Source organism: Pseudoalteromonas sp. P1-8, assembly GCF_001399985.1.
In the GTDB taxonomy this organism is placed as follows: Bacteria; Pseudomonadota; Gammaproteobacteria; order Enterobacterales; family Alteromonadaceae; genus Pseudoalteromonas.
Window position 1 is genome coordinate 335,639 of sequence record NZ_LJSO01000003.1, and the last position, 18,718, is coordinate 354,356.

The following is an 18,718-nucleotide window of genomic DNA, read 5'->3' on the forward strand; positions in this document are numbered from 1 at the left end:
GTAACGAATGATGAGTGAATGGATTGTATCAATCTTATTATTAATTGGTGGTTGCTTTATTCTTATAGGTTCAATCGGACTTGTGAAAATGCCTGACTTTTTTATGCGTTTACATGGTCCAACTAAAGCAACAACGCTTGGCATGGCATCATTGCTAATTGCTGCCATGGTGTATTTTAGCTACACCCACGATGGCATCAGTGTGAAAGAAATTTTGATTTCGATTTTCTTACTGATCACCGCACCTATTAGTGGCTATATGCTGATCAAATCAGCCATCCACCACAAGCTTCGTGCTAAAGATGGCACCAAGGGCCTCGATAACATCGAAGAAGATTAATACCAGCTCGCAATAATAGTTAAGCGAATTGGTGTGATATCTGAGTAACCAGAACAATGTGATCTACTACAGTGGCTTTTATTGCGCTCGTAGATCGCATAAAATGCCCCGTCATTTAGTACAGTAGGTAAATAGAGCATTATGCGAGTAGCACTTGGAGTAGAGTACAACGGCGCGCGTTACAGTGGTTGGCAACGTCAATCACACGTCAATAGCGTACAACAAGAAGTAGAAACGGCGTTGTCGCGTATTTGTAATCATCCAGTCGAAATAGTTTGTGCAGGCCGCACCGATGCGGGTGTACATGGCACCGGGCAAGTGATCCATTTTGATACTCACGCTGAGCGTGAAATGGTCGCGTTTACGATGGGTATGAATACCTTACTGCCAAAAGATATTGCTATTCGCTTTGCCAAGCCTGTAAGCGAAGACTTTCATGCTCGTTTTAGTGCCACAGCACGTCGCTATCGTTATGTGATTTATAATTACACCTATCGCGGCGCTATCATGAGTGAAGGGGTGACCCATTTTCATCACCCATTAGACGAAACTAAAATGCAAGAAGCCTGTCAGTATTTAATAGGTGAGCATGATTTTACTTCGTTTAGAGCACTACACTGCCAAGCAAATACAGCTAATCGTACTATTCACCATTTATCGGTAAAACGCCAAGGTGATTATGTGATCATTGATATTAAAGCCAATGCGTTTTTACATCACATGGTACGAAACATCACCGGGTGTTTGATGGACATTGGTCTTCATAAGCATGAACCTGTGTGGTTAAAAGAATTACTCGATTTAAAAGAGCGCGCTAAGGCAAGTGCAACAGCAAAAGCCGCTGGCCTTTACTTAGTTGATGTGGATTACCCAGAACATTTTGGCATTCCTAAAACACCATTAGGGCCTTTGTTTTTACCTGATTCAGACAATTAGACTTTAGTAGACTACTACTAAGACCAGTTTTTTATATCGTCTGCGGGTAATTCATGTTTTAATTGAAAAAATCTGTCTGTTTATTTGTTATCAGAAACACAAGCGAGTGTTTCCAATTAAACAGACTGCGACACAGAACAGCATTAAGAGAGTTGCAAATGAGTTGGTTAGAAAAAATCTTACCTAAAACGACTAAATCGTCAGGTCGTAAAGAAATCCCAGAAGGGGTTTGGGCTAAGTGTACAGACTGTGATTCAATTTTATATAAAGCAGAATTAGAAAAAGCACTCAACGTGTGTCCTAAGTGTGATCACCACATGCGTTTAAGTGGCCGTAAACGTCTTGAAAACTTTTTAGATGATGCTGACCGCCAAGAAATTGGTGCAGAGCACGAACCAAAAGACGTATTAAAGTTTAAAGATTCTAAAAAATACTCTGACCGTATTACCCAAGCACAAAAAGCAAGTGGCGAGAAAGACGCACTTGTAGCAATGAAAGGCCGCCTAAAAGGCATTCCTGTTGCTGCTGTTGCTTTTGAGTTCTCGTTTATGGGTGGTTCAATGGCGTCAGTAGTAGGTGCTCGTTTTGTTGAAGCTGTAGATCAATGTTTAGAGCACGACATGCCACTTATTTGTTTCTCTGCATCAGGCGGCGCACGTATGCAAGAAGCTCTTATGTCATTAATGCAAATGGCTAAAACAAGTGCTGCACTTGCAAAAATGAGCGAAAAAGGCTTACCGTTTATTTCAGTATTAACTGATCCAACAATGGGTGGTGTATCTGCATCACTGGCAATGCTTGGTGATGTAAACGTTGCTGAACCAAAAGCGCTTATCGGTTTTGCGGGTCCTCGCGTAATTGAGCAAACAGTTCGTGAAACGCTTCCTGAAGGTTTCCAACGCAGTGAATTCTTGCTAGAGCATGGTGCAATCGACATGATTGTAGACCGTCGTGAAATGCGTGACACCCTTGCACGTATCTTAGCGAAATTTATGAACTTGCCTTCTACTGAACAAGAGCATAGAGTAGCGTAAATTTCAGCTTAACTGATTAAACGCTATGACAGAAATCCTTCCTAGCCAATCATCAAGCCTTGATGATTGGCTTTGTTATTTAGAAAGTGTCCACCCTGCTAATATCGAAATGGGTTTAGAGCGCGTAGAACGCGTGGCAAACCAAGTCGGCTTACTCGATACATCAAGCAAAATAATCCTAATTGCAGGCACCAACGGTAAAGGGACCACAGCCCGTTGCCTAGAAAGCTTATTACTTGCACAGGGTTACAGTGTCGGTACTTATGCTTCGCCGCATCTTATTCGGTACAACGAGCGCGTACGTATTAATGGCCAAGAGCTTGACGATCAATTCCATGTTGATGCTTTCGATATGCTTGAAAAAGGCCGTGGTGACACGCAGCTTACTTATTTTGAGTACGGTACCTTAGGCGCACTGGCTATTTTCAAACGTCACGCTGTTGATTATGTGCTGCTAGAAGTGGGGCTGGGTGGCCGTTTTGATGCGACTAATATCGTGAATCCGTATGCTTGTGTGATCACCACCATAGATTTAGACCATAAAGAATACCTAGGTGATACTCGTGAACTTGTTGGGTATGATAAAGCCGGTATTTTCCGTACCAATACACCCGCTATTGTTGGCGATTTAGCGATTCCGCATACAGTGACTGATTATGGTAATGAAATTAACGCTGATATGGTGCTATCAGGCCAAGACTTCATATTCACAGAAGATAATGAAGGCTTTAACTGGCAGTACCAAGGTAACGATTGGCGCTTAGCTAAGCCCGCTATCCCTTGTCAAAATGCAGCAACCGCGTTGACCCTACTTGCAAAACTTGAGCTATTGCCAAGTGAGCAACAAGTGCGTGATTGCTTGGCGGATCTAACTGTAGAAGGGCGCTTTCAGCATTTAAGTCAGCAGCCGCTTGTTTTTACCGATGTTGCACATAATCCTGAGTCAGCTCGATATTTGGCACGCAAATTAAGCGTGTATAAAGATCAAGGGTTTAAAATTCATGCATTAGTCGCTATGCTTGCAGATAAAGATAAAGTGGCTGCAATGTCGGCCGTGGCAAATGTTGTTGACCAGTGGTCGTTAGCAAGCTTAGATTGTTTTCGTGGCGACAAAGTTGAGAATCTTGCTAAAGCACTAGCCGAAACCACATCAACAGCGCCTAGTACGCACTATGAGAGTGTTGAAACTGCGCTAGATACGTTATTACCAAATGTTGATGAAAACACGTTAGTGATTGTGTTCGGTTCGTTTATAACTGTGGCTGCAGCCATCAATTACTTTAAAAAATAGAGAGGAAATCGGTGAACGCAGGGTTTATTAATCGCTTAGTAGGCACCACGATTGTGGTTGTGGCGGCTATTGTCTTCATTCCAAACATTTTGGATGGTGAGAAGGTTCATTATAAAGAAGGCTTTAAAGCTATTCCTGAACGCCCTGAGTTCACTACGATAGACTTGCAAGAGGTGATTGATAATAAAGTCGCCTCTGCCGAGCAACCTTCGCAAATCCCGGTTGAAGATACGCAAGCAAACGATGCTGATCTTGTCGCAAATGAAACCCAGCAAATTGATACTGCACCGCAAATGGTTGAAGTTTCAACTGATGAGCCGGTAATTAACAAAGCTGAGCCGAAAGTTGCAGTGCAAGAGCCTGCCAAGCCAGCTGCTAAAACGCCTGAGCCAACCCGTAAGCCAGAAGAGAACCTCACACAAATGGCTTATGTTATTCAACTGGGCAGTTTTTCTCACGCACCTAATGTGAAATCACTACAAGAAAAATTAAAAGCGAATGGTTTCAAAACCTTCACTCGCCCAATTAAAACCCCGAACGGCACACTGACAAAAGTCTTTGTAGGTCCTTCACTTAGCAAGAAAGAGTTAGAAAGTAAGCTTCCTGAGTTAAAGCAGTTAACCAAGTTAAACGGCAAAGTTACTCAGTTTGAAATTACAAAATGATCTGGCATCCAAATACCCAAACCACCTGTAGATCCATGATTCAGCGCTATCACAGGGTTTTCAATACAAGGCGTGGCGATGCAGGAATGTAGGTACCTTTCAAATTGCCACAACACAGTAGTGGAAGCCCTGTGAAGCGCCCGAAGGGCATGGCTAAAACGCATTTATTCTGCGTTATTGATTTTCACAAGGGGACTCCACTCCCTACAATCAATGCCTTGCCTAAATGCGTTTTATCTCATGCTGAATTCTTGCATCCACAGGTGGTTTGGGTATAGAATGCGCCCCAAATTAACGACTAGTTGGTTCTTATGATCTGGGTTGATTACGCCATACTTGGCATTATTGCACTATCCACTATCATCGGCTTAATACGTGGCTTTGTAAAAGAAGCAATGTCATTAGCTGTATGGGCTGGCGCATTTATCATCTCTAGTTTGTTTTACCAATATTTAGCATCCTTCCTAACAAGTATTTCAGAACCCCTTTTAAGAAATGCAGCCGCAATAGCCATATTATTCTTTGCGACACTCCTGTTGGGTGGGTTACTAAACTATATTTTAGGTGAACTTGTACAACGTACTGGTTTATCTGGCACAGACCGTGTTTTCGGCATAGTGTTTGGTGCTCTTCGTGGCGTGTTGGTCGTAAGCGCGTTACTCTTCTTTCTTGATGCTTTTACCGGTGCACCTAATACGCATTGGTGGGGCAACTCTATTTTGATTCCAGAATTTGGCTTTGTTGTTGAGTGGTTCTTCTCGTACCTCGAAAACAACTCGAGCTTTTTAAATTCTGTAAACCGTTAATCGGCGAGGATAAATTTAATGTGTGGTATCGTTGGCATAGTCGGAACTTCTCCTGTTAATCAGGCGTTATATGACGGCTTAACTGTTTTGCAACACCGCGGTCAAGATGCAGCTGGCATCATTACCATTGAAAACAACACGTTTAGCTTACGTAAAGCCAATGGCCTTGTAAAAGATGTATTTCATACACGCCATATGAAACGTCTGCAAGGTACAATTGGTATTGGCCATGTTCGCTACCCGACAGCTGGTTCTTCTAGCTCGTCTGAAGCGCAACCTTTCTATGTTAACTCGCCATTTGGTATCGCACTTGCGCACAATGGTAACTTAACAAACGCAGAAGCATTAAAGCAGCAATTATTTTCAGAAGCTCGCCGTCATGTTAATACAACATCTGACTCTGAAATTTTACTTAACATCATGGCGCATGAATTAAGTAAATCAAACAAGCTAAAACTTGATGCTGAAGATATCTTCACAGCGGTAACTGAAGTGAATAATAAAGTAACCGGTGGTTATGCAACAATTGCAATGATCATTGGTCACGGTATTGTTGCGTTTCGTGATCCGAACGGTATTCGCCCATTAGTATTTGGTAAGCGTGAAACTGCAAATGGTACTGAGTACATGTTTGCATCAGAAAGCGTTGCTTTAAAAACAGATGGCTTTGAGTTTGTTCGTGACGTTGCACCAGGTGAAGCAATTTACGTAACTGAAGATGGTCAACTTTTCTCACAAGCGTGTGCTGAAAAAGCAACTTACTCGCCGTGTATCTTTGAGTTTGTTTACTTTGCGCGCCCAGACTCAACAATTGACCGTATGTCTGTTTATGCAACACGTGTAAACATGGGTACTAAGTTAGGTGAGAAAATCGCACGTGAATGGGCTGACAAAGACATCGATGTGGTTATTCCAATCCCAGAAACATCATGTGACGTAGCACTTGAGATTGCATCAGCTCTTAACCTGCCATACCGCCAAGGTTTTGTTAAAAACCGCTACATTGGCCGTACGTTTATCATGCCAGGCCAAGAAATGCGTAAGAAGTCAGTTCGTCAAAAACTGAATGCCATTGACCGTGAGTTCAAAGGTAAAAACGTATTACTTGTTGATGACTCAATTGTTCGTGGTACAACGTCAGCGCAAATCGTTGAAATGGCTCGTGAGTCAGGTGCGAAGAACGTTTACTTCGCATCAGCAGCGCCAGAGATTCGTTTCCCGAACGTTTACGGTATTGATATGCCATCGGCAGCAGAGCTAATTGCTCATGGCCGTGAAGTTGAAGATATCAACGCCAGCATTGGTGCAGATGGTCTTATCTATCAATCGCTAGATGATTTAATCTCAGCAGTAAGCCAAGAAAACCCAGAAATCACCCGTTTTGAAACATCAGTATTTGATGGTCAATACATCACAGGTGATATCGACCAAGATTACCTAAACCACATTGACCGTTTACGTAATGATTCAGCGAAATCAACTCGTGAAAATGCGATGTCAGCAAGTTTAGAGTTACATAACCAAGAAGAAAACAGCGCTGATTAATCAGCCTTGATTTGATTGGTATAAAAAAGGAGCTTCACAGCTCCTTTTTTGTTTATGGAAAGAAAGGAAAATAACAATGAACTTAAGTAAACATAGGGTGGACAATTCCGTTAGTCCATAAAATAGCTGTCGCAGCTAAAATAATTACCAGTAAGATCAGCCCACAGGTGACTACTGAACTGGCATAGATAAATCCTCGCTCTTCAGGAATGTGCATTAAAATTGGCACCCCTGTGTAGAGTAAGTAAACTGAGTAGGCCAGTGCTACAAGGCCTACACATACCACAAACCATAGTTCAGGTAAGAATGCCGCAAATGAAGACATAAATACCGGCGTTGCAGTATAAGCTGCAAGCTCTAGGGTTTGTGTAAAGGTGGGTTTTGCACCAAAGGTCACTGCCATCCAATGAGCTAAATATGCCAGTGCAAAAACGCCCGCAATTAGTGCAAAGTACATCGCAACCGCGATAAGTAATGCACTATCATGGGTTAAATATACAGCCTCACCTGCGCCAATACTCCAGCCCAAATAAACTGATGAATAGTAGCCCATTAATGAAGGAATACAGGCGATTAATAAAATGTGCGATAAGCTATAGCGCAAGCTTTCGTGACGGTTATCAATTGTTTGCCATTCTTCGAGTGGGTGAGCGTATAAGCCCCATAAGTGGTTTAGAATCATAATCATTGCCCCTGTAAAAAAGGAATATGAGCTGTTTTATTTTTGTACAGCTTTGATTAAGTTATGGTTCAGTAATTAAGTCTTGTCAAGAAGCTGAAATAATCGATATAGCCGATTAAATGTAACTCTTTAGTGCATATAGAAAATTACTTTGCACTGATGTGGGTCATGGAACGTGGGCTAATTTATGTGATAAAATCCAATTAAGATTTTAGATGAGAAGTTATTCAGTGCCTTATTCTGATTTATTAGCGCCCATTCATTCTTTTTTAGAGTGCGAAACGCCTGATGAGTGGATTGCTGCGGCAACCAAAAAAGAAAACTTAGATGTGGTTTTAATCGACCATCTTATCTGTGAATTAAAAGCAGCTCAGTCTGCCATGTTTTTAATTCGTAAGTACGCGGTTGATAAAGAAAGTAGTGATGCGTTGCTTGAGTGGTTAAAACCATTTGAGACGCTTGTATATAAGCGAGAAGGAGATTGGCGTGAGCTTGCAGATAAAAACAAGCTGACTAAATCAATGATCCCAAAATCTAACTCACCTTATGGGCAAGATCTCATTGATAAAATGGTGATGCTCATTAAAGAAGAACTACATCACTTTTATCAAGTCCTTGAGATCATGGATGAATATGGTATTGAATATAAAAGTATTACCCCATGCCGTTATGCCAAAGGGATGCTGCGCCATGTAAAAACATACGAGCCAGATGCCTTGGTAGATAAGTTAATTATCGGTGCTTATATTGAAGCTCGTTCATGTGAGCGCTTTGCTAAATTAGCCCCACATGTTGATAAACGCTTAGGTGATTTTTATATCTCACTACTGCGCTCTGAAGCGCGTCATTACCAAGATTATTTAACTCTTGCGCAAGAAATCAGTGAGTTTGATATTACTGAGCGTGTTGAATTTTTTGGTCAACTTGAAGCTGAGCTTATTTCAACCCCAGATGAAGACTTTAAATTTCACAGCGGTGTGCCTGCATAATATATTAAATCAGAGCGCCTGTTTGGCGCTCTAGTTCATTTATCTTGCCAAATTAGTGGGTTTTACCCCTATTCAAATTAACTAATTCTCATTACTTTTCTAATACTTATTCATTTATTGTTTTAGTAAATAATTTGTATCTTTTAAAATCTTGCACTACCTTTGACCTAGGTTGCTATTAACATTCGTAAGATAGAATCATAAGTTGTTAAAAGGAGAAGTCATGCGTGATTCTAATGTGCCTTTCGAGTTTAAAGAAGATGCTTCTGAACAATCGCATACTCAAAAAACATGGAAAGTTTTAACGGTTGAAGACGACTTAAATTATCAACAAGCATTACTAAACAGTTTTAATGCCATATCTCTAGATAACAATGAGTCTCTTGAGGTATTAACGGCAAATTCAGTGTCAGAGGCATCGTCTGTGTTATCGCGTCACAAAGACATCGCTATTGTATTTCTTGATGTGGTAATGGAAGAAGATGATTCAGGCCTACGACTTGTGAATACTATTCGCCACGTATTAGGCAACAACGATATACGCATAGTGCTATTAACAGGGCAGCCAAGCTTTGCCCCCGAACCACAAGTAATGCAATCGCTTGATATTGACGAATATTGGAATAAGTCTGACATGACGGTAGATAAACTTAAATCTATCGTTAGTAGCCATCTTCGTACGTATCAATATATTTCGCAAATCTCAAATGCCAAACAAGGACTGCAGTTAGTACTTGATGCGGCAAGAAGCATTAATAGTAAACACGACATACGTGCATTTTCTCATGCGGTGCTAGATGAAATAGGTAAAATTTTGCATCTATCTAAGGGAGGCGGCGTATTATGCGTTGGCAATGAAAAGCACGTTGATAAACACCCAAAAGTTCTTACTAGTGTCGGTTGTTACAGAGGGCTTGATGGTAAAGAGCTCAGCACTGATGTGCTCAGTGAAGAAGCACAGCAATCGTATATTTTAGCAAGAGATAAAAAAGAGCATGTGTTTTCTGAGCATTACAGTGTTTTTTATTTTGATACCGCTGATGTTGATGTTAGCTATTACATCACGATTGTTAAATCAGATGTTCCCATCGACGAGCATAATGTATTTTTACTAAAGGTATTTAGTGAAAATGTCAGTACAGGCTTTTCGAATATTGCACTGATGAACCGCCTTACTGAGCTTGCTTACACCGATATAACGCTAAACATGCCCAACAGGAACTGGCTCCAGCGCGAAATCGATAACATGAACAAATACGAACAAGCTGAAACTCAGTTAGTGGTGTTTGAGATACTTCAGTTTGACGAAAAGTCTTTTCGGTTTGGTCATGAATTTTGTAAAAAAACACATCTAAAAATGCGCGAGAATATTTTGCAAGCCTTAGCGCCGTATCACCCTCGTATCGCTGTTTTTAAAAGTGATTGTTTAGGTGTTTTAGTGTCAAGCCATGCATTTGAAGATGAAAGCGTTGTTGACTCTTTAAAACGTCAATCTTTTGAAATTGATGGGGTAAAACAGTATTTAGATGTGCGTATTTTAGTTATGCAATTAATCGCCTTTGAAGATCATAGCGCAGAGCAAATATTCAATTTAGCAGAGTCTACTCTTAATGATGAAAACACACAAAGAGCTGAGCTTCTCTATTATACGTTAGATAATACCAAAGCGATTACACGGCGCTATGAATTGATGCAAGAGCTGCGCACCGCAATACGCAACAAAGAGCTCCAAGTAGCCCTACAACCCAAGGTTAATTTAACCACTAATGAAGTCATTGGTTTTGAAGCTCTGGCGCGATGGCAAAGAGGTGATGGAACATTTGTCAGACCCGATGAGTTTATTGAACTTGCCGAAACTGCAGGACTTATTAGTGAGTTAGATAAACTTATTTTCGATAAAATAATGCAGACGATTAAGCAATTTGCAGAGCAGGGCGTTAGTTTGCCAATCGCGTTTAATGCCTCTACGTTTGATTTGTTAGCCGATGATTACTTTGTTGAGATTGCGGCACGTATTGAGGAATATGGCATTTCACCTTCGTTACTTGAGCTTGAAGTAACAGAGACCCAAGCAATTTTTAACTATGAAAAGATCAATACATGTTTATGTCGTTTTGCGGGCTTGGGTATAAAAATTAGTATTGATGACTTTGGTACTGGCTATTCGTCACTTGCCCATATTAGTGAAATTCCTGCGCAGATAATAAAAATAGATCGCTGCTTTGTAACCGATATTCAAGAGTCAAAATCTAACCAACACATTATCGAAATGATAATGTTGCTGGCAGAAAAATTTGGCTTTGCAGTAACAGCAGAGGGTATTGAAACAGAAGCCGAACACAACTGGCTTATTGAGGCGGGGTGTAATATAGGCCAGGGCTACTATTACGCAAAACCCATGTTTTATGATGATGCATTGCAGTGGCTAAAGGGCAGGTCTAATTAACTTTTATGGTAGAAGTAACAAGCCAATATAAGCCACTGAAAAAAAGTCTACTTTTTAAATTTATGGTCATGGTTGCTGTTAGCTTATTAATTAGCTTGATGGTTTATGTGATTCAATACCAAATACAAAAAAGTAGTGTCATGCTTTTGCAAGATAATACCTTACTTGCCGCTCACAATACCCTAAGCAGGGAGCTTGGTGATGTACGTAAAGTTGTTAAGTTGCTGGTGGCCGATGATATATTAAAGCAAAGTGGTGAAAGCGCATTACTTGAGCATCAAATACAAACCCATTTTGTGAACTTTGGTTTAGCCGCAGAAAACATTTCTCAAATACGTTGGCTAGATAGTGAAGGCCAAGAAAGGTATCGGGTTAACTTTAAAGCAGGGCAAGCGGAGCGAGTACCAACAAAACAGTTACAAAATAAAAGTAGCCGTTATTATTTTACCGAGGGGATGGAGCACAGGAAGGGTGAAGTTTATATCACGCCAATAGATTTAAATGTAGAGCGTGGCGCAGTTGTTACACCGTATGAACCAACATTAAGAGCATCTTACCGAACCACAAGCGATGATTTTATTCTAGATGGGTTAGTGGTTGTCAATTTTGACCTGTCGAAAACTTTACAGCAAATAAAGTCACTCAGCACCTTACAAGCACAAATACAATTAATTAATGGCGAAGGTTATTGGTTGTTACATCCACACAAAGATAAAGAGTGGGGGTTTATGCTGGAGCAACCTATGCTGACACTCAGAAATGAAGATAGCTCATTATGGCAAGTAATCGCCCAACTGCCGAAATATCAGGATCTTATTGCATCGCACAGTCATGCAACTAGTTTTTTAAAAATGACCTTAGGTAATAATAGCGCAAATGGTACAAACGATATTATTGTACTGGTAAAGGCGGATGATTCTGTACAAAACGAGATTATCTTACGATCTTTTATTATCGCTTTAGCTTGTGCTATTAGTTTGATATTAATTTCTGGTTTATATCTGAAACGCAGTTATCGAGATCAACGTAAGATTATTAAAGCCAGAGCGCACTTAGAACACGAACAGCAGGAGCTGCTTACAGCCAATAGTAAGTTACAACGCTACATAAAACAGCAGCATCAACTACAAGGTGAACTCATTGAAGCACAAAGGTTGTCATCACTCGGTTTAATGGTGTCTGGTGTAGCCCACGAAATGAATACGCCACTGGGTGGTGCTGCTATTTCACTATCGAATGCACAATTAATTAATCAACAACTCAAAGATAAAATAGATGAAGGCTTTACTAAGCAGTTTTTAGAATCAAGCGTAGAAAAAGTTGCCGATAATTTAAGGCTTTCAAGAGTAAATTTAGAGAAGGCTATTGATCATGTGAAGAGCTTTAAAGAAATGGCCCATGATCGGTCAAACGATCAATATATTAGCTTTAATATCGAAAAAGTCATCGATGATCTACTACTTGGTTTAAAATCCCGCTTTAAAGCTTCAAAAGTAACCATAGAAACTAAAATCGATGTCAAAAAAGACATTGTTAGTCGCCCTGGGATTATCTCTCAGGTTATTGAGAGTTTAATCGTTAATGCAATTTCTCACGCCTTTGACGAGCTTGATAACAAACAAATTCAATTGCATGTACATTTAAATCAACAAGGTGACCTTTGTATTAGCGTTTCTGATAATGGTTGTGGGATTGATGACTCTTTGCGTAGTAACTTATTTGACCCCTTCGTGACTACATCTAGAAACCATGGTCATACAGGGTTAGGTTTGTACCTTGTGCATGAATGGGTTACGAGTGTTCTTAACGGAAAAATCCAGCTAGTTGCAAGCAAAGACCTACCTGAAGGAATCGCAACGCAGTTTAAGATAACCTTGCCACGCTTGAAAAAGAACAAAATTAGTTAGCATAGGTTTTTTCATATAGTTGCGTAATGTGACTAATTTCTTTTTCATTCAGTTCATAATGCTTCAGTATCTCTAAAAGCTTGCCTGACGCCGTAATTGCTTTAAGACCTAAAGATAAATTTTGTTGGAAATACTCAGCCTGAGGGTGATTTTTATCAGTAATCACATGTAAGTGTTGAGTAGCAAGATAGGGGGTAACTATTTCTAATTCTGTTTGCTTTGCTTGCTGTAAGCGCTCGCTATTATCGAGCCAATACAAGGCAACCTCTTTTGTGCCTGCAACTAAATCAACACGACCATGCTTTAATAGCAATAAGCTCTCAACCAAGCTACCCGTTGTTACTACGCTAAGGTTTGGGTGGTGCTCAAATTGCTCACTAACCACATAGTCTTCACCCTTGCTAATTGTATATGGCTTTAATGAATACAAAGAGCCTGTGTAGGTAATTTTGCTATCAACACGCTTGAATAACACGGTATGTGCGGTAGCTAATGAAGGTGAATATGTAAAATTTTTTGCTCTTTGCTTGGTATAAAAAGCACCTAGCACTGCAACACGTTTATGGCGTTTGGCAAGCTTTAGAGCACGTCCCCAGTGGGTGTATTCAATGGTGGCTTGATGTTTTTGTGTTTTCAGTGCTGCGATGATGACTTCGTGCAGCCAGCCCGGCTTGTTTGGCTTATCAATAAAATAAGGAGGAAACGGCTCTGTGACCAATTGCCAAGTTTGGCAATTGATTGAAAAGCTAAATAGTAAACAACAACATAAAAGGCTTAACCGACTCATCATAGATAATGCATTTTTTGACAATACTGGTTAAAGCATAGTTAAAATATCGGCTATTTAAAGGGCGTATGGACTAGTTTTTGCTGCTCTGGAGTAGCTCTTAAGTATGAACCTTGCTCATACCAGTCACCCAGTACAGTGCGGGTTAGTGTTTTTCCATTTTGCTTATAGTGATGCACATTAGGGCGGTGAGTATGACCGTGGATCATATTAGCAACCTGATGCTTTTCAAACATGGCTAAAACCGCATCTTCGGTAACATCTAAAATCTCTAAGGCTTTGCCAGCTTGGCTTTGTTTTGATTTTTCGCGGGCGTTGCGGGCAATCTTCTTACGATACCAAAGCGGCATAGCAAGCATTAGTTTTGGCCACCACCAACCACGGCTTTTTTTACGAAACTTTTGATATTCAATATCTTGAGTGCACATTTCATCACCGTGCAAGATAACTGTTGGAGTACCGTATAAATCAATAACAACTTGTTCAGGTAGTAAAGTCATACTTGCGCTTTTTGCATAGTCTTCTCGCATAATGAAATCGCGATTACCATGAATAAAAAACACCTCAGTACCACTTTCACTGACTTGGCTTAAACGTGCGGCAACACTCTTTGAAAGGTCAGTTTGATAGTCATCACCTACCCATACTTCAAAAAAGTCACCCAAAATATACAGTGCATCAACGTCATCATTAATAATCTTGCTATCAAGAAAATCAAAAAATGCCGCAGTGATGTCTGGGCGGTTTTCTGTTAAATGGAGGTCGGCAATAAAATAACTTTGTTTCATGGTTACTCGCAAAAAAGCGGGCAAAGGCCCGCTTAAAAAGACTAAACGATTAAATTAGCTAACCGTTACTTTTTCGATGATTACATCTTCAAGAGGTACGTCTTGGTGGAAGCCAGCGCTGCCAGTAGCAACACCTTTGATTTTGCTTACCACGTCCATACCTTCAACAACTTCTGCGAACACGCAGTAGCCCCAGCCTTGTGATGTTTCACTGCTGAAGTTTAAGAAGTCATTGTCGTTAACGTTAATGAAGAACTGCGCAGTTGCTGAATGTGGATCCGGCGTACGTGCCATTGCTAATGTGCCCACTTTATTTGCAAGGCCGTTGTTTGCTTCGTTTTCGATTGGGTTGTTTACTTCTTTTTGAACCATACCCGGCTCAAAACCACCGCCTTGTACCATGAAGCCATCAATTACACGGTGAAAGATGGTACCGTTGTAAAAGCCAGCATTCGCATACTCTAAGAAGTTTTTAACTGTGTTTGGTGCATCGCTTTCGTGCATCTTGATAGTGATGTCACCAAAGTTTGTGTGTAGTACAACCATGAGGTTTCCTATATCAGGTTTAATAATGGGGCTATTTTATAGTAGTTGTCTTTGATTAACAAAGAGCTTGTTTAAAACGATTAACAAAGTGCTTATTCAATTGATAAAGCGCTAGAGCAGCGGCTTTGCAAGTGTTACCATAGAGAATCTCGAAACACCGTTAAGGACATTTTATAAATGGTACAAATTTACAACACACTTACGCGACAAAAAGAGCAGTTTAAACCCCTTGTTGATGGCAAAATCGACATGTACGTGTGTGGTATCACCATTTATGATTACTGTCACATTGGTCATGCTCGTACTTTCGTTGGTTTTGACGTGATTGTGCGTTACCTACGCCACATCGGTTACGATTTAAAATACGTTCGTAACATCACTGATGTTGACGACAAAATCATTAAACGTGCTAACGAAAATGGTGAGTCAATTAATGATTTAACGACTCGTATGACCAAAGCCATGCATGAAGATTTCGACAGCTTAAATATGCTGCGTCCGGATGTTGAGCCAACAGTAACAAACCACATGGATGAAATAATCGCTATGGTTGAGCGTTTAATTGCCAAAGGCCATGCGTATGTTGCTGCAGACGGTGATGTATTGTTTGATGTATCAACCTTTGAGCAGTACGGTGCTTTATCACAACAAGACCTAGCCATGCTACAAGCTGGCTCTCGTGTTGAAGTTGCACAAGATAAGCAAGATCCACTTGATTTCGTGCTTTGGAAAAAAGCCAAGCCAGAAGAGCCGTCATGGTCTTCACCATGGGGTGAGGGTCGTCCTGGTTGGCATATTGAATGTTCAGCAATGAGTTCTAAGCACTTAGGTGAGCACTTTGATATTCACGGTGGTGGTTCAGATTTACAGTTCCCGCACCATGAAAACGAAATTGCTCAGTCATGCTGTGCAAATAACGGCAAGTACGTTAATACGTGGATCCACACAGGTATGGTTCAGGTTAATAAAGAGAAGATGTCTAAGTCTTTAAACAACTTCTTTACCGTACGTGACGTATTAAAAGAATACGATGCTGAATCAGTTCGTTATTTCTTAATTTCAGGTCATTACCGTAGCCAGCTTAACTATTCGCAAGAAAACCTTGAGCAAGCACGTTCGTCACTTGAACGTATTTACACTGCACTGCGCGGCGTAACGCCAATCGAATGTGATTTAGCTAGCAGTGAATATGTGGCTAAATTCAGAAAAGCGATGGATGATGACTTTAACACACCAGAAGCATTGCCTGTATTATTTGAATTAGCAAAAGAGCTAAACCGTGTTAAAGACAGCGATGCAGAGCAAGCAGGTAAGCTAGCTTATGTACTACGCAGTGTTGCAGAGGTATTAGGGGTAGCACAACAAGATCCAGAAGCCTTTTTACAAGGTGGCCAAGCTGACGACGAAGTAGCACATATCGAAGCGTTAATAGCAAAGCGTAACGAAGCGCGCGCAAGCAAAGATTGGGCGGCAGCTGATGAAGCGCGCGATGCATTGAATGCGCTTGGTGTGGTACTTGAAGATTCGGCTGGAAAAACAACATGGCGTAAAGCCTAACTATTCATCGAAATATGATTAATTAAAAAAGGTTGCCAACGAGGCAACCTTTTTTGTTTTTGATCAATATAGCTATTGACCTCAACTGTACTTGAGCTTTTACCTTGCCATCTCTTCGTATTAACAAGGACAGACATTGAATATTTTACTTGCCATGATCCCCGCCTTTTTATGGGGCACCACCTATGCAGTGACCAAATATGCCACACCTGATTGGCCGCCACTTTTATTAGGCGCATTACGTGCATTACCTGCAGGGTTATTACTTTTATTACTTAAACCTAGTTTGCCGACCCGTTTGCAGTGGCCAAGTTTATTGACTTTAGGTGCGGTGAATATCGCGCTATTTTTTGCCTTTATTTTTATCATGGCAGTGAATCTTCCTGCAGCTATAGCAGGGGTAGGGATGGTGTCTGTGCCAGTTGTGGCTTTGATATATGCTTGGCTTACTAAAGGACAGCGCCCTGCAAAAATTCAAGCATTCTGTGCTATGGCACTGGTGGTACTGGCTTGGCTGTTGTTCGACCCAGCACATGTGTCATTAAATGTATTGGGAGTGGCCGCTTTATTTGGGGCCTTACTGACTATTGTGATTGGTAGCACCTTAGTACAAAGTTTGTCGGTGCATATTCATTGGTGGGTTGTGCTTACCTGGCAGTTAATCATTGGTGGCACTATTTTATTATTGGCTGCGTTTATTGATGGCAGTTTACTTCACCCAGAACAATACCAAGTGATATTTGAGCCTATCTCAGCGCTGCAATATTCTGCGCTATTTTGGTTAATCGTGCCCAATACCGCTATCGCCTATATTCTGTATGTTTGGTTATTAGGACGCATGACTGTGGCTGAGTTTTCATTCGGCACTATTGCTAACCCAATCGCGGGAATCGTATGCGCTGTTTTACTCATAAACGAACAATATCAAGACTGGCAATACCTATTAATGTTTTTGATGATTGTGTTTTCAGTGCTCCCCCAGATGCTAAAGCTTAGGCAATTCACACTACAAAAAACTTAAAACCAAAAAAAGGCTGCCCATTGGCAGCCTTTTGCAATAATTTAGCTCTTCTTAGCTGTGGTACTTTTCACACGCTTCAAGGGTGTTTTCGATTAAGCTTGCCACAGTCATTGGGCCAACACCACCTGGTACTGGTGTAATGAAATGTGCCTTTTGTTCAGCGATATCGTATTCAACATCACCAACAAGCTTGCCAGATTCAAGGCGGTTAATGCCTACATCAATTACGATAGCACCTTCTTTAACCCAATCACCCGGAATGAACTCAGGTTTACCAACCGCAACAACTAATAAATCAGCGCGGCGAACATGCGTTTCTAAATCTTGAGTAAACTTATGACACACCGTTGTTGTACAGCCTGCAAGTAAAAGCTCAAGTGACATAGGACGACCAACAATGTTTGACGCACCAACAACAACTGCGTGCATACCTTTGTAGCGGACACCGGTAGAGTCGAGTAGGGTGATAATACCCTTCGGTGTACAAGGACGAAGTGCCGGCATACGCTGAGCTAAACGACCAATATTATAAGGGTGGAAACCATCAACATCTTTATGTGGTGTGATGCGTTCAAGAATTTTTTCAGCATCAAGACCCTGAGGTAAAGGTAACTGTACTAGAATACCGTCTACTTCTTTGTCTTCGTTTAGTTGATCTATTAATGCAAGTAAATCTTGCTCAGTTGTGTCGCCAGGTAAATCGTAAGACTTAGATACAAAGCCGACTTCTTCACATGCTTTACGTTTAGAACCAACATACACTTGGCTAGCTGGATCTTGACCAACTAACACTACTGCTAGTCCTGGAGCGCGTAATCCATTCGCTACACGCTCTGCAACTCGCTCTGCTACATTGCTGCGTACTTGTTTAGCTATTGCCTTACCATCGATGATGTTTGCCGTCATGGGTGACCTTTAATTGGGGTTAGTTAACTTGATACTGATACATCTAAATATGATTATCCAATAAAGGGGGCGTGGATACACAAATCATGTTTGTTTGATCATATTTATTTATGTTGCGTATTTTCGCAGAAAAGCATCATAGCGCCAAGATGCAATCTTATATAAAGCGCTACTTTATAAAAAAGAGTTCAAATTTTAGCTTATATTTGCAATATTTAACCATTATGAACTAAAAGTGACCGATTGAATTATTTTCTTAAAAAAATGTTTGACCTGACTCGGTCAAATCACTATTATGCACCCCGTTGTTAACGAGGTCACTCGCAAACAACGGTAAGCATCGGCGATTAGCGCAGTTTGGTAGCGCACTTGGTTTGGGTCCAAGGGGTCGCAGGTTCAAATCCTGCATCGCCGACCACTTTTAATAAGTGGTCTTTATTTTCAAAACTTCTCTCAGTATCGGCGATTAGCG

The 18,718-nt window shown here is 40.8% G+C and carries 17 protein-coding genes and 1 tRNA gene; 13 read left to right on the forward strand and 5 right to left on the reverse strand.

Annotated elements, in window-relative coordinates; all coding sequences use genetic code 11:
- Positions 1 to 7 precede the first annotated feature (7 nt).
- The 7 genes from AN213_RS06905 (at position 8) to purF (ending at position 6,617) form a co-directional block, all read left to right on the forward strand.
- Entirely contained in the window at positions 8 to 340 is a 333-nt protein-coding gene (locus AN213_RS06905) for a Na+/H+ antiporter subunit G (protein WP_054553163.1), read from the forward strand.
- Positions 341 to 481: 141 nt separating this feature from the next.
- A complete protein-coding gene (gene truA / locus AN213_RS06910; protein ID WP_055198038.1) occupies positions 482 to 1,276 on the forward strand; it encodes a tRNA pseudouridine(38-40) synthase TruA in 795 nt (264 codons plus the stop codon).
- A gap of 158 nt (positions 1,277 to 1,434) precedes the next feature.
- Complete coding sequence (accD, locus tag AN213_RS06915) at positions 1,435 to 2,310, forward strand: acetyl-CoA carboxylase, carboxyltransferase subunit beta (protein ID WP_055021719.1); 876 nt, start codon at positions 1,435 to 1,437, stop codon at positions 2,308 to 2,310.
- Positions 2,311 to 2,335: 25 nt separating this feature from the next.
- The gene (folC, locus tag AN213_RS06920) at positions 2,336 to 3,601 is read left to right on the forward strand and encodes a bifunctional tetrahydrofolate synthase/dihydrofolate synthase (protein ID WP_054562089.1); all 1,266 of its coding nucleotides are present in this window, start codon (positions 2,336 to 2,338) and stop codon (positions 3,599 to 3,601) included.
- Positions 3,602 to 3,612: 11 nt separating this feature from the next.
- The gene (locus AN213_RS06925; protein WP_055198040.1) at positions 3,613 to 4,266 is read left to right on the forward strand and encodes an SPOR domain-containing protein; all 654 of its coding nucleotides are present in this window, start codon (positions 3,613 to 3,615) and stop codon (positions 4,264 to 4,266) included.
- 311 nt (positions 4,267 to 4,577) lie between these two features.
- Positions 4,578 to 5,072, forward strand: a complete 495-nt coding sequence (locus AN213_RS06930) for a CvpA family protein (protein ID WP_036969851.1) — start codon at positions 4,578 to 4,580, stop codon at positions 5,070 to 5,072.
- A gap of 18 nt (positions 5,073 to 5,090) precedes the next feature.
- Complete coding sequence (gene purF, locus AN213_RS06935; RefSeq protein ID WP_054562087.1) at positions 5,091 to 6,617, forward strand: amidophosphoribosyltransferase; 1,527 nt, start codon at positions 5,091 to 5,093, stop codon at positions 6,615 to 6,617.
- 82 nt (positions 6,618 to 6,699) lie between these two features.
- Here the strand turns inward: purF and AN213_RS06940 are convergent, their stop codons facing one another.
- Positions 6,700 to 7,299 (reverse strand): Yip1 family protein, encoded by a 600-nt coding sequence (locus AN213_RS06940; RefSeq protein WP_054553157.1) that lies wholly within the window; start codon positions 7,297 to 7,299, stop codon positions 6,700 to 6,702.
- Between the two features lie 230 nt (positions 7,300 to 7,529).
- Here AN213_RS06940 and miaE point away from each other — a divergent pair, with 230 nt between their 5' ends.
- From miaE to AN213_RS06955, 3 genes are all read left to right on the forward strand, one after another.
- Positions 7,530 to 8,288 carry a tRNA isopentenyl-2-thiomethyl-A-37 hydroxylase MiaE gene (gene miaE / locus AN213_RS06945; RefSeq protein ID WP_055198063.1) on the forward strand — a complete coding sequence of 253 codons (759 nt, stop codon included), beginning with the start codon at positions 7,530 to 7,532 and terminating at the stop codon, positions 8,286 to 8,288.
- Between the two features lie 223 nt (positions 8,289 to 8,511).
- Positions 8,512 to 10,734: an EAL domain-containing protein gene (locus AN213_RS06950; protein WP_055198042.1), complete on the forward strand. Its 2,223-nt coding sequence runs from the start codon at positions 8,512 to 8,514 to the stop codon at positions 10,732 to 10,734.
- 5 nt (positions 10,735 to 10,739) lie between these two features.
- On the forward strand, positions 10,740 to 12,641 hold the full coding sequence (locus tag AN213_RS06955) for a sensor histidine kinase (protein ID WP_055021715.1): 1,902 nt from the start codon (positions 10,740 to 10,742) through the stop codon (positions 12,639 to 12,641).
- Here the strand turns inward: AN213_RS06955 and AN213_RS06960 are convergent.
- From AN213_RS06960 to AN213_RS06970, 3 genes are read right to left on the reverse strand one after another with little or no spacing between them, the layout of a single operon-like run.
- Positions 12,634 to 13,431: a transporter substrate-binding domain-containing protein gene (locus AN213_RS06960; protein WP_054562082.1), complete on the reverse strand. Its 798-nt coding sequence runs from the start codon at positions 13,429 to 13,431 to the stop codon at positions 12,634 to 12,636. The two genes, AN213_RS06955 and AN213_RS06960, sit on opposite strands and share 8 nt — an antisense overlap.
- 50 nt (positions 13,432 to 13,481) lie before the next feature.
- Positions 13,482 to 14,216, reverse strand: coding sequence for a UDP-2,3-diacylglucosamine diphosphatase (locus tag AN213_RS06965; protein WP_054562081.1), 735 nt, complete (start codon positions 14,214 to 14,216; stop codon positions 13,482 to 13,484).
- A gap of 54 nt (positions 14,217 to 14,270) precedes the next feature.
- Positions 14,271 to 14,762, reverse strand: coding sequence for a peptidylprolyl isomerase (locus AN213_RS06970; protein WP_055198044.1), 492 nt, complete (start codon positions 14,760 to 14,762; stop codon positions 14,271 to 14,273).
- A gap of 177 nt (positions 14,763 to 14,939) precedes the next feature.
- On the opposite strand from AN213_RS06970, the gene cysS reads away from it, so the two are divergent.
- Positions 14,940 to 16,319 carry a cysteine--tRNA ligase gene (gene cysS / locus AN213_RS06975; RefSeq protein WP_055198046.1) on the forward strand — a complete coding sequence of 460 codons (1,380 nt, stop codon included), beginning with the start codon at positions 14,940 to 14,942 and terminating at the stop codon, positions 16,317 to 16,319.
- A 136-nt stretch (positions 16,320 to 16,455) separates the two neighbouring features.
- Positions 16,456 to 17,340: a DMT family transporter gene (locus AN213_RS06980; protein ID WP_055198048.1), complete on the forward strand. Its 885-nt coding sequence runs from the start codon at positions 16,456 to 16,458 to the stop codon at positions 17,338 to 17,340.
- Positions 17,341 to 17,391: 51 nt separating this feature from the next.
- Here AN213_RS06980 and folD read toward each other — a convergent pair whose 3' ends face one another.
- On the reverse strand, positions 17,392 to 18,246 hold the full coding sequence (folD, locus tag AN213_RS06985) for a bifunctional methylenetetrahydrofolate dehydrogenase/methenyltetrahydrofolate cyclohydrolase FolD (protein ID WP_054553151.1): 855 nt from the start codon (positions 18,244 to 18,246) through the stop codon (positions 17,392 to 17,394).
- 341 nt (positions 18,247 to 18,587) lie between these two features.
- Between folD and AN213_RS06990 the strand changes: the two genes are divergently transcribed.
- Positions 18,588 to 18,664 (forward strand) — tRNA-Pro (locus AN213_RS06990).
- Positions 18,665 to 18,718: the final 54 nt, after the last annotated feature.